The following is an 11,930-nucleotide window of genomic DNA, read 5'->3' on the forward strand; positions in this document are numbered from 1 at the left end:
ATGGGAACACCGATCTTGAAAGTCAGTTCGCTCACATCCGCCTACGGGCAAAGCACGATCCTCTGGGGCACGTCGCTGGAAGTGAAAAAAGGAACGGTTACCACGGTAATGGGCCGTAATGGCGTGGGTAAGACCACTTTGCTGAAAACCATTATGGGCATTGTGCCGCCGAAAGACGGGACCATCGAATACAATGGAGAATCGGTTACGAAGCTGCCTGCATTCAAAAAATCGAGAATGGGTATTGCCTACGTGCCGCAGGGAAGGGAAATTATTCCAAAACTGACGGTTTATGAAAACCTGAAACTCGGCCTCGAAGCGGTAGCCGACCGGAAAGCAAAGATTCCAGAAGACGAGATTTACACCTTGTTCCCGATCCTGAAAGATTTTCGCAACCGCCTGGGCGGCAACCTGAGCGGTGGGCAGCAACAGCAGCTCGCCATCGCGCGCGCACTCACGGGAAGGCCGTCACTATTGCTGCTCGACGAACCTACCGAAGGCATTCAGCCATCCATTTCGCAGGAGATCGGGCAGATTTTGAAGACTTTGGCACGGGAAAGGGGCATTTCGGTATTGTTGGTAGAACAAAAGATCGACTTTGCGAGCCCGGTAACGGATTACTACTATTTCATGAGCCGGGGCGCGGTGGTATCGGAGGGGAGCGCGGAGGAAATGAGCATGGAAGAGCTGCAAAACCACATTTCGCTGTAAGTTTTACAGGTTCGCATAACGCATATGCTCATGTACCTACGTATCTTTACGCGTAGGTACATGAGATTTTTCAGTTTCAGCCCATGCTAAAAAAACAAGTTGTTCAGGACGAAACCCAGGAACGGAAGACATTTCTGTACTTCACCTGGCTGTATGCGTCGGCATTGCTCATTGTAGCGGTGATCTCGATCCTGAGCCAGATCCTGATCCAGCGTTATCTCACCGCTCAGCGCGACGATTCGCATATTATCAACTACGCCGGGCGCTTACGTACTTACAGCCAGACGCTAAGTAAGACCGCATTGCTCATCGAGTCGGGAAGGGACGTGGAATCCAATCAGAAGGAATTTGTCAACACCCTGAAACAATGGCAGAAGGCACACGTATCGCTTATCAGCGGCAATTCCTTTTTAAATCTACCTCCCAATAACCGTAAGGAAATTGCCATGATGTACGACATGGTGAAAGATCCTTACCAGGAAATACTGGCCGCGTCCAATAAAATGGTGGCTGTTATGGAAAAGCAAAAGGCGGGGGATTCGCTCGATATCGAACCTTATGTGAAAAAGATACTGGAATACGAAAAGTCGTACCTGCTTGGCATGGAACTGATCGTGTTCGACTATGACCGTTTCTGGCGGCAGAAGGTACGTACGTTGAAAGAGATCGAATACATTCTGCTCGGCGTGGTGCTGTTTACGCTGCTCCTGGAAGCAGCGCTGATCTTCTTCCCGCTTTCGATCCGCATCCGGCAGACGATGACCGGGCTTATCGATTCGGAAAACCGTTCCAAGCAACTTGCAAAACAATTGCAGGAAAGCAGCATTTCCATTGAAAAGTCGCATAAGGAGCTCCGGGAGACGAATTATGCATTGGAAAAAGCGACTTATCTGGTCAAAACAGACGAGGATGGAAAGATTATTTACGCCAACGACAAATACTGCCACGTGACCAAATACAGCAGCTCAGAGCTGCGCGACCGGCCGCTTTTTTACAATAACCAGGGCGGAAATGAAAGCATTATCTACCACCACATCCGCGACCCGCGGCGGCGAACGGAAGTATGGCAGGGAGAAGTATACGACACGGCTTCCGACGGTTCAGGTTTCTGGCTGGATGTGACTTTGATGCCCATTATCAACAACCAGGGCGAGTTGTACCAGTATCTGGTCGTTTGTAACGACATTACCAAGCGCAAAAACACGGAAAAGGAGCTTTGGTTACTGACCGATGAGAAAATGCGGCGCCAGGAGACCGAGCAGCATATCCGGTCGCTGTCGATCATTACCGGGCAGGAAAAGGAACGGGAGCGCGTAGCTGCCGAAATCCACGACGGGATCGGGCAAATGCTGACCAGCCTGCGTATGAAGCTGGAACAGGTCGACGACCGGATGGCGCACAAAGACCCTGAAATCCATCGTGTCAACGAGCTGCTGGCGGCGATTATATTTGAAACCAAACGCATTTGTGCGGACTTGTTGCCCAGCGTACTCGAAGATTTCGGGCTGCGGTCGGCGATCCGGGAGCTGGTCAAAATGTGCCGCGAGGCGTCGGATCAGGTCACTTTTTATTTGGAAGAGAACATCAAAGCCGAAGCATTGCCGCGCGAGCTGGAAGTGGGGGTTTTCAGGATCTTGCAGGAATCGCTGAATAATGTCATCAAGCATTCGGGTGCCACGATGGTCGAAATACATGTAGACAGCGACAGCGAGTTCCTGAATATGATCATTCAGGACAATGGGAAAGGATTTTATTTTGATAACCAATATATTTATTCGCGGGAGAAGTTTCCAAAGGCACACGGCTTGCGGGGCATGAAAGAGCGAGCCGACCTGCTGAGAGGCACGCTGAACATCAGCTCGGAACCCGGAAAAGGTACCACCGTTCAGCTTGAACTTCCTTTGCGGAAACACGCGTAAACCAATCTGTCACAACAGACAAACGACCCGATTACATGAAAAAAATTGCTGTCTTTTTAGTCGACGACCATGAAATATTCAGACACGGTCTCAAACAGCTCATCAACAACGAGCCGGATATGGAAGTATCCGGCGAAGCTTCTTCGGGCGAAGAGGCGATCACGTCACTTGCACATATTCCTGCTGATGTGATCATTATGGACATCCGCATGCAGGGTATCAGCGGGCTGGATACCGGCAAGTCGGTCATTAAAGCTAATTCCAATGCAAAACTGCTGTTTTTTAGCCTTTTCGATAACCCTGATTATGTGAGTACCGCGCTGGATATGGGCGCAAGCGGCTACATTTTAAAAGATACGAGCAACAAGATCTTCCTGCATGCGATCCGCTCGGTACATGGCGGGCATTTCTATTTTATCGGCGACGTCACGGATACGGTGGTGCGGAAATACCACGAGCAACGCAATGCCACCGGTGAAGCACCGGCTGCGGCGGGCGCGTCCGAAATTGCGCTTTCCAAGCGGGAGCAGCAGATTATCCGCATGATCCATCAGGGTGTAAGCAACAAGGATATCGCCGAAACGCTTGGCATCAGCATCCGCACCATCGAAGCGCACCGTTTGAACATCCTTCGCAAGTTTCAGGTCAGTACGATCGAGGAAGCGATGGAAAATGCGCGGGCAGCTTCCTTATTGGTTTAAAAAATACTTCAAAAACTTGCAGCGCTTGGAATAGGTAGTTATATTTACGTACGTAATAATACCTAAGTAATTCTGAGCGCTATGCATTTATCTCCCAGAGAACAGGAAAAGCTCATGTTGTTTCTGGCCGGCGAACTGGCTGAAAAGCGAATGGCCCGCGGGTTGAAATTGAACTACCCGGAGTCGATAGCGCTCATCAGTAGCCGGTTGCAGGAAGCAGCACGCGATGGACAGTCGGTGGCGCAGCTCATGCAGTTTGGCGCTACCATTCTGGTCCGGGAGGATGTCATGGAAGGCATCCCCGAAATGATCCACGACATTCAGATCGAAGCCACATTTCCGGACGGCACCAAGCTGGTGACGGTTCACAATCCGATACGTTAAAAAGCCACAACATGGTACCAGGTGAATATTTTCTGGCGGAAGGTGACATTATGGCCAATCCCGGCCGCCGCACCGAACAGCTCACGGTCGTTAATACAGGCGACAGGCCGGTTCAGGTAGGATCGCATTTTCATTTTTTTGAAGCCAACAAACAGCTGGCATTCGAGCGGGCGAAGGCGTATGGAATGCGGCTGAACATTCCGGCAGGCACGGCGGTCCGTTTCGAGCCGGGGGAGGAGAAAGACGTATGGCTGGTAACGTTAGCGGGGAACGGCCGGGTTTTCGGGTTCAATAACCTGATAGACGGCCCGCTGGAAGGGGCCAGGGATGCGGCGCTGACCGAAGCATTAAACAGGGATTTTAAAAACGAACTGCCATGAGTCTGCTCATTAACCGGATCAAATATGCCAATATGTACGGCCCTACCACGGGCGACCGGGTGCGCCTGGGTGATACGGATCTGATCATCGAGATCGAGCGCGACCTTTCGGTAGGCGGGCCGGAAGGGTATGGGGAGGAATCGAAATTTGGCGGTGGCAAAACGATTCGCGACGGCATGGCGCAGTCGGGTACGGCGGTGCGCGACGATGGCGTGCTGGATATGGTCATTACCAGCGTGATGATCATCGACCACTGGGGCATCGTAAAGGCCGATATTGGTATTCGTGACGGGCATATTGTAGCCGTGGGCAAAGCGGGCAATCCCGACACTACCGACGGCATAACGCCCGGTATGATCATCGGCGCGGCCACCGAAGTACATGGCGGCGCAGGGCTGATCGCCACGGCGGGTGGTATTGATACACATATTCATTTTATCTGTCCCCAGCAGATCGACCACGCATTGTTCAGCGGTATTACCACCATGATTGGGGGTGGCACGGGGCCGGCCGACGGCACCAATGCGACCACCGTTACGCCCGGCGCGTGGAATATCCGTAAAATGCTGGAAGCCGCGGAGGCCTTTCCGATGAACCTCGGATTTACCGGCAAAGGAAATTGTGCCACCGAGGCGCCACTCGAAGAGCAGGTAAGGGCAGGAGCGATCGGTTTAAAAATCCATGAAGACTGGGGCGCTACCCCGGCGGTGATTCACGCATCGCTAAGAGTTGCAGACCGTTTGGATATTCAGGTGGCTATACACACTGATACACTCAATGAAGCCGGTTTTCTCGAAAGTACCATGGAAGCCATCGGCGGGCGTGTGATCCATACTTACCATACCGAGGGTGCTGGCGGCGGCCATGCACCCGATATCATCAAGGCGGCCATGTATCCCAACATCCTGCCGTCATCCACCAACCCGACACGCCCTTTTACCATTAACACCATTGACGAGCACCTGGATATGCTGATGGTCTGCCACCATCTGAACAAATCGGTACCCGAGGATGTTGCATTCGCCGACTCGCGGATCCGTCCCGAAACTATCGCTGCCGAGGATATTCTGCACGATATGGGCGTTTTCAGTATGATGAGCTCCGATTCCCAGGCAATGGGCCGGGTGGCAGAGGTGATCACACGGACGTGGCAGACGGCTGATAAGATGAAAAAGCAACGCGGTTTTCTGCCCGAGGATAACGAGGCCGGAAACGACAACTTCCGGGCCAAGCGCTATGTGGCCAAATACACGATCAACCCGGCCATTACACACGGCATTTCCGAATATGTGGGTTCCATCGAGCCGGGCAAGCTGGCCGATCTCGTGTTATGGAAACCAGCTTTTTTCGGAGCGAAACCTGAAATGATCATCAAGGGCGGCATGATCATCGGCAGCCGAATGGGCGATCCCAATGCGTCCATTCCCACACCCCAGCCTGTCATATACCGGCATATGTTCGGGGCTTATGGCAAAGCGCTGACGGGCACCTGCATCAGTTTTGTTTCGCAATGCTCGCTGGATGAACGTGTTGTGCAGCAATACGGGTTGGAAAAGTTGCTAAGGCCCGTCCGGAATTGTCGCAGCATTTCCAAAAAAGACCTGATCCACAACGACGCAACCCCGCAGATCGACGTGAACCCGGAGAACTATGAAGTGAGGGTAGACGGCGTGCATATCACTTGCGAGCCGGTTTCGGTAGTACCGCTGGCGCAGCGCTATTTTCTTTTTTAGCAAAACTATCCGATCGACTCTCAACGCATTTGTAGCATGATTATCAGGGAAAAGGCCGGGCGTATAGAGGATTACAAGGGCTTGCCGGTAGAACCGGACTGGCTGGACCTGGAATGGTTTGAGACCAGGAAACGGATCCTGCACAAGAAGACGAGCCAGGGGGTGGCCGTAGCCATGAAATTCCTGGCCGAATCCCCGGAAATTACGGAGGGCGATGTGTTGTATGCCGATGCGGAGCGCCTGGTTGTTGCCCGGATTCTGCCTTGCGATTGTATTGTGGTAAAACCCGGTAGCCTGTTTGAAACGGCTTCGCTTTGCTACGAAATTGGCAACAAGCATCTGCCGCTTTTTTTCGAAGATGATGCATTGCTGGTGCCATTCGAAGCGCCGCTTTACCGCTTGCTGGTAGCGCAGGGCTATGCCGTCCTGCGGGAAGAGCGGAAGTTGCTGCAACCACTTAAAACGACCGTTTCGCCGCATCCTTCGGGCAATAGCGGCAGTTTGTTTTCGAAAATAATGCAGTTAACCAACTCCTGAAATAGCGATGGAAATGCGTATGCTGAGCCTGTTGCAATTAAGCGATCCTACGCTGCCGATCGGCGGGTATGCGCATTCGGGCGGGCTGGAAACCTATGTGCAGTCGGGCATGGTGCGTAGCCGGGATAGCGCCTGCGATTATATCCGGCATATGCTCACCGAAAATATCTGTTATGGCGATGCCGCATTTGCCTCGCTGGCTTACGACGCGGTTTGTAGTAACGATATCGACGAATGCATGGGCCTGGATACCGAATGCACGGCGCTTAAACTGCCCAGGGAGATCCGCGAAGCCAGCGCGAAGCTGGGCAACAGGTTATTAAAAGTCTTCCAGCCAGTTTTGCAAAACCCTGTATTGGACCAGTACGCCAAAGCCATTCGTAAAAAGAGCGTTTCAGGACATTATTGTCTGGCTTTCGGGATGTGCGCCGCAGCGATGGGTATTCTTAAAAAAGATATGCTCGCGGGATTTTATTACAATGCCAGCGTGGGAATGGTTACCAATAGCGTCAAAATGGTCCCGTTGGGTCAGCAGGAAGGCCAGGAGCTGCTATTTTCATTACAACCGTTAATAGCGGAGCTGGTTGAAAGCACGATGGACCCCGACCGTGACCTGCTCGGACTTTGCTGCACCGGGTTTGATATCCGGTGCATGCAGCATGAAACTTTGTATTCAAGACTTTATATGTCCTAAATATGACCCGCAACTATATTAAAATCGGCGTGGCCGGGCCGGTAGGTTCCGGCAAAACAGCCCTCATCGAGCGATTGACGAGGCACATGGCTTCGATTTACAGCGTGGGCGTTATTACCAACGATATTTATACCCGCGAGGACGCCTTGTTTCTCACTGTCAACAGCCTGCTGCCACCGGAGCGAATCATCGGCGTGGAAACCGGCGGCTGTCCGCACACCGCCATCCGCGAGGACGCGAGCATGAACCTGGAAGCCGTGGAAGAAATGGCGGAGCGCTTTCCCGATCTGCAAATCATTTTCATCGAAAGCGGTGGCGATAACCTGTCGGCCACATTCAGTCCCGACCTGGCTGATCTGAGCATTTTTGTGATCGACGTCGCCGAAGGGGACAAGATACCACGGAAGGGCGGGCCGGGTATTACCCGCAGCGATCTGTTGGTGATCAATAAGATAGACCTCGCGCCTTACGTGCATGCGGACCTGGACGTGATGGAGCGTGACGCGCGCAGGATGCGGAACGGCGCCCCTTTTGTTTTCACCAACCTGATGTCCCTCCAGGGCCTCGACCAGGTGATCGGATGGATACGCCGGTATGCATTGATGGAAGAGATCGACGAGCCCGAGCTGGTCCGATGATCGCCTCCCTGGACATTACAGCCGCCATGCGCGACGGACGAACCTACCTGAAAAAGAGCTTTTGGCAACCTCCCTTCAAAATCGCGGACGTTACGGAAGACAGGCGGCGTCCGACCTTGCATTTAATGCAAATGAGCGCATCGCCGGGCGTGCTGGCCGGGGACCATTACCAGATCGGCATCCGGTTGGAGGAAGGTGCGGCCGTGCACTGGCACACTCAATCGTATCAGCGCTTATTCAGCATGTCCGCGTCGGCGCAGCAGCATGTGCGCGTGGACCTGGCGCCCGGGGCTTCATTCACCTATTTGCCGCATCCCTGCGTACCCCAGGCCGGCGCAGATTTCCGGGCCGATAACCGGATATTTCTCTCCACCGACAGCAGGTTGATATGGGGCGAGATCGTCACCTGCGGGCGTAAATTGAACGGGGAGGTGTTCCAGTTTTCCAATTACCGCTCGGTAACCGAAGTGTTCCTGGAAGGCAAACTCATTTTAAAAGAAAATCTGCGCCTGCTACCGCAACACACCGATCCTCGCGGAATCGGGCATTTGGAAGGGTTTACACACCAGGGCGGGCTGATCTGCATAGATGCACAAGTTGATATTGCGCGCGTGATCCCGCTTTTGTCGGAAATGCTGGCTGCGATCCCGGGTATCGACTTTGGTATCACCGGTTTGCCGGTAAACGGGTTTGCGTTGAGGATGCTGGGTAACCATTCGGAACGGCTGATGCAGGCACTCAAAATCACATCGGAAATCATTACAAACGACGATATTTTATGCAAACCGAGTTTCAGGTATTAATGGCTGCGGCGATTAGCATCGCTTGTCTGCACACGCTAAGCGGCCCGGACCATTATGTTCCATTTATTGCATTATCCCGAAGCAGAAACTGGTCGCTTCCCAGGACTATTGGCTGGACGGTACTTTGCGGCTGCGCCCATGTTTGGAGTTCGGTACTGCTTGGTCTCGGCGGTGCGGCGGCGGGCTGGTCGCTGAGCAGGATAGAATGGCTGGAAGGTGTTAGGGGAGGCATTGCGGGCTGGATGTTACTTGGCTTCGGGATTGTATACGGGATATGGGGCTTATGGAAAATGCGGCGCGGGTATTCGCACAAGCATTTCGATGCCGGCGATAATGGAGAGCTGTATGTGTTTGAGCATAATCATAATCAGGCAGTTGTGCCGGGCGACCGCCATAAGGTTACGCCGTGGGTGATGTTTATCATATTCTTGCTGGGCCCGTGCGAGCCGATGATCCCGCTGCTCTATTTCCCGGCAGCAAAAAGCTCCTGGACAACGATGGTAACGATGATTGCCGTCTACACGGTTTGCACGCTGGCCATGATGCTTCTGATGGTTCTCCTGGGTTTCTTTGGCATTTCAATTTTCCGCTTGTCCTCTCTTGAAAAGTACATGCACGCCCTGGGCGGGCTTACGATCACGATTTGTGGCGCCGGAATGGTGTTTCTGGGCTGGTAGGTGAATGATCTGGTCAGCCCAAAATGAAATCGAGTGATCAGTAATTTCCAATCTATGATCTAACATTGGGAAGACCGTGCGAAGTGTTCGATTTGCAGCCCTGCATCTCCACTGATTGAAAAATCAAATTTAGCTAAAAGCCCATAAATCAATCGATTAGGGGCTTTTCTTTTGTTTCCAACTGATCAATTTATTCGTTTATTGACAAATTCTAGATGTAATATTCGGTGCACTGAAATTTAGCGAATTCAGGTGCACTTAATTTGCTCTATTATTCTGATTATAAGTAAGTTGTGCGCCAATTGAACATCTTGTCCGGTGCGTAAAGCGGTTTTACTTTTAATGTCTAAATACACGAATATGGAAGCAAGAATGAGTGCAATTTTCTACGCAAGGAAGTCGAAGGCTACCAAGGAGAAACTGTGGCCGATTTACCTACGGATTACAATTTCCGGAAAAAGATTTGATACCAGCGCTAATCGACAGATTGAACCAGCAAAATGGTCTGTTGAGGCCGGCAGGATGAAAGGGAGCTCGATTGAAAGTAAAACAATCAATAGCTTTCTTGATGCGCTTCTTGCTCGGGCTTATGGGATACAACGGGAAATCTTGGAGGAAGGGAAAACGATGTCCATTGACGTGTTCAGAACAAAATGGCTGGGAGCTGGCAAGAATGCAAGAACTCTTATTGGGGTTTTTAAAGACCACAACAAGAAGATGGAGCAGTTAATAGGAATAGATTATGCTTATGCAACCTTTCAGCGATACCAGACCTCACTTTAGCATACGGAGAACTTCTTGAAGTGGAAGTTTAAAGTGCCGGACGTGCATCTCGCCGATTTAAACTATCAGTTTATTGCTGATTTTGAATTCTACCTTAAGACAGTCTGTGGCTGCGGTCATAACTCAACTATGAAATATCTCTTAAATTTCAAAAAAATTGTGTTGATCTGCGTTAAGAACGATTGGTTACATAAAGATCCGTTCTCCGCCTACAGAATGCCCAAAATAGTGGTAGATAGAGTAGCCTTATCTGCGGAGGAGTTGTTGACAATCCTTAAGAAAAAGTTCATCACTGAGCGCTTACGGCTCGTACGCGATATTTTTGTCTTTTCATGCTATACTGGGTTGGCTTACGTAGATGTGCAAAAACTCAGACGTTCCGAAATTATAATAGGCATTGACGGGGGGCAATGGCTACAAATCAAACGACAAAAAACTGAATCCCGGTCGAGCATTCCGTTACTGCCTGAGGCGATCACTATATTAAATAAATATGAGAATCATCCGCAATGTGCCAGCGCTAGCCGCTTACTGCCAGTTCTATCGAATCAAAAAATGAATGCCTATTTGAAGGAAATCGCTGATGTTTGTGGTATTGAGAAAAATATAACGTTTCATTTGGCTAGACATACATTCGCCACCACGGTTACATTGTCTAATGGAGTTCCGATCGAAAGTGTGTCGAAGATGCTTGGACATCGAGACCTTCGGACTACTCAATTGTATGCAAAGGTGATTGATTCTAAAATCAGTGAGGATATGAGGCGTTTGAAAGAGAGTTTGACAGATAAACTCGGCAAAGGCGCGGTTATGTAAGTGTCCCTGTTCCATTAGATGTTTATGGGTCGCCAAAGGCTTACGGCATCTTGGCGACCTTTTCCTATTTAGCAACCGAAAGATGAAGGGTGCCACCCAGGACTTATTCCATTTCCGTTTAGTAAATGAGGTCCTCTGTTTGAAGGGCTTGCTCTTTCTCGTTTCTCCTTTGTCAACATTTATTTTAAAGAAGCAGCGAGGGATTTGAACGATTGATTTAACGGACTGACAATCAGCAAGACCACTATCTTCTAGAAATCCCTTCATGATGCACGGAAAATTCAAAATTCTGATAGGCCTATGTAGTATAATATATTGATTTTTAGTCACTTAAAGATGTTGAATGTTGGCTTGTTACATAGAGATTAGGCAGCGATGCTAGACAGGCTGCCATTTCAAACCTTGGCAAGCCTCTTCAGCCTGGTCTGATATGCCTGTAGGTAATTTCTTTTAGAACGGTCATTCAAGAATGAGGCATAGACCAAGCGTTCGACCTTTTCCGAATTTGAAAGCATCGTGTTGAAGATGGATGTAATCGATTTTGTATTCAAGCCTGCTTGCTCTCCAAGTGTATGAAATCGTCTGGCAATATTCCCATTTGATAGTTGAGCGGGCAAGAGCCCATCTTCCAGCGCGAAGTCGGAATCATTTACATGAAGTCGGCTGTTAAGAAGATCGTACGCAGGACTGAGCCTAAAATCACCCATGCCGGTTTCAATTATCGAAAAGTTCTTAAAATGGGCGTCGCCATTTGAAAATAGATAATTGAACATGATTAGTTGAAATAGTTTAGGTGATTCTAATCCATAGATTGGAAGATATTTCTTCATTACGCTGAAGAGGTCCAGATAGTTACCCAGATACTTGTAATGTTCCCCGTGGGTCTGAGGACTTCTGTTTGCCAAAGCCGCGAAATCCTCTACCGCCTTCTTTTTATTTCCGTCATGTACATCAAAGCGCTTGGTCAGATATGCGGGTTTACCGTTTTCAAAGAAAATAAGTGCATTGTCTGCCGTTTCAATGCCATAAACCTGGCGGGCTATTTGCATCGTCAAATGTTCATTGGCTGGCATTTGATCTGGATTACTACCGATGGTGGGTATCGGTTTAAGGATGTGCGTTCCCTGCTCGTCCTCTCCAACCAATCTCAACTT

Annotated in this window: 14 protein-coding genes; 13 read left to right on the plus strand and 1 reads right to left on the minus strand. The window is 50.3% G+C overall.

All coding sequences use genetic code 11. The features are described 5' to 3' along the window. The 13 genes from urtE (at position 1) to BP71_RS36555 (ending at position 10,776) form a co-directional block, all read left to right on the plus strand. Complete coding sequence (gene urtE, locus BP71_RS36495) at positions 1-711, plus strand: urea ABC transporter ATP-binding subunit UrtE (RefSeq protein WP_496386611.1); 711 nt, start codon at positions 1-3, stop codon at positions 709-711. An 83-nt stretch (positions 712-794) separates the two neighbouring features. Then, a complete protein-coding gene (locus BP71_RS36500) occupies positions 795-2,630 on the plus strand; it encodes a sensor histidine kinase (protein WP_496386612.1) in 1,836 nt (611 codons plus the stop codon). Between the two features lie 35 nt (positions 2,631-2,665). Then, positions 2,666-3,331 carry a response regulator gene (locus BP71_RS36505; protein WP_496386613.1) on the plus strand — a complete coding sequence of 222 codons (666 nt, stop codon included), beginning with the start codon at positions 2,666-2,668 and terminating at the stop codon, positions 3,329-3,331. Between the two features lie 81 nt (positions 3,332-3,412). Then, positions 3,413-3,715: an urease subunit gamma gene (ureA, locus tag BP71_RS36510; protein ID WP_496386614.1), complete on the plus strand. Its 303-nt coding sequence runs from the start codon at positions 3,413-3,415 to the stop codon at positions 3,713-3,715. 11 nt (positions 3,716-3,726) lie between these two features. Then, positions 3,727-4,095 (plus strand): urease subunit beta, encoded by a 369-nt coding sequence (ureB, locus tag BP71_RS36515; protein ID WP_496386615.1) that lies wholly within the window; start codon positions 3,727-3,729, stop codon positions 4,093-4,095. Then, positions 4,092-5,828, plus strand: a complete 1,737-nt coding sequence (ureC, locus tag BP71_RS36520; RefSeq protein ID WP_496386616.1) for an urease subunit alpha — start codon at positions 4,092-4,094, stop codon at positions 5,826-5,828. Before ureB ends, ureC begins: the two co-directional genes overlap by 4 nt. 36 nt (positions 5,829-5,864) lie before the next feature. Next, entirely contained in the window at positions 5,865-6,365 is a 501-nt protein-coding gene (locus BP71_RS36525; RefSeq protein WP_496386618.1) for an urease accessory protein UreE, read from the plus strand. A 7-nt stretch (positions 6,366-6,372) separates the two neighbouring features. Further along, positions 6,373-7,059: an urease accessory protein UreF gene (locus tag BP71_RS36530; protein ID WP_496386620.1), complete on the plus strand. Its 687-nt coding sequence runs from the start codon at positions 6,373-6,375 to the stop codon at positions 7,057-7,059. A 2-nt stretch (positions 7,060-7,061) separates the two neighbouring features. Further along, positions 7,062-7,697, plus strand: coding sequence for an urease accessory protein UreG (ureG, locus tag BP71_RS36535; RefSeq protein ID WP_496386622.1), 636 nt, complete (start codon positions 7,062-7,064; stop codon positions 7,695-7,697). Beyond that, entirely contained in the window at positions 7,694-8,500 is an 807-nt protein-coding gene (locus BP71_RS36540) for an urease accessory protein UreD (protein WP_496386624.1), read from the plus strand. The genes ureG and BP71_RS36540 overlap by 4 nt, the downstream gene beginning before the upstream one ends. Continuing rightward, the gene (locus tag BP71_RS36545; RefSeq protein WP_496386626.1) at positions 8,476-9,177 is read left to right on the plus strand and encodes a hypothetical protein; all 702 of its coding nucleotides are present in this window, start codon (positions 8,476-8,478) and stop codon (positions 9,175-9,177) included. Before BP71_RS36540 ends, BP71_RS36545 begins: the two co-directional genes overlap by 25 nt. Before the next feature lie 360 nt (positions 9,178-9,537). Continuing rightward, positions 9,538-9,960 carry an Arm DNA-binding domain-containing protein gene (locus tag BP71_RS36550; protein WP_496386628.1) on the plus strand — a complete coding sequence of 141 codons (423 nt, stop codon included), beginning with the start codon at positions 9,538-9,540 and terminating at the stop codon, positions 9,958-9,960. Between the two features lie 15 nt (positions 9,961-9,975). Then, positions 9,976-10,776, plus strand: coding sequence for a site-specific integrase (locus BP71_RS36555; RefSeq protein WP_496386630.1), 801 nt, complete (start codon positions 9,976-9,978; stop codon positions 10,774-10,776). Between the two features lie 395 nt (positions 10,777-11,171). Here the strand turns inward: BP71_RS36555 and BP71_RS36560 are convergent. Next, positions 11,172-11,930 (minus strand): HipA domain-containing protein (locus tag BP71_RS36560; RefSeq protein WP_496386632.1); only part of this gene is annotated, 759 nt, incomplete at its 5' end.

It is taken from the genome of Dyadobacter ginsengisoli DSM 21015 (genome assembly GCF_059568735.1).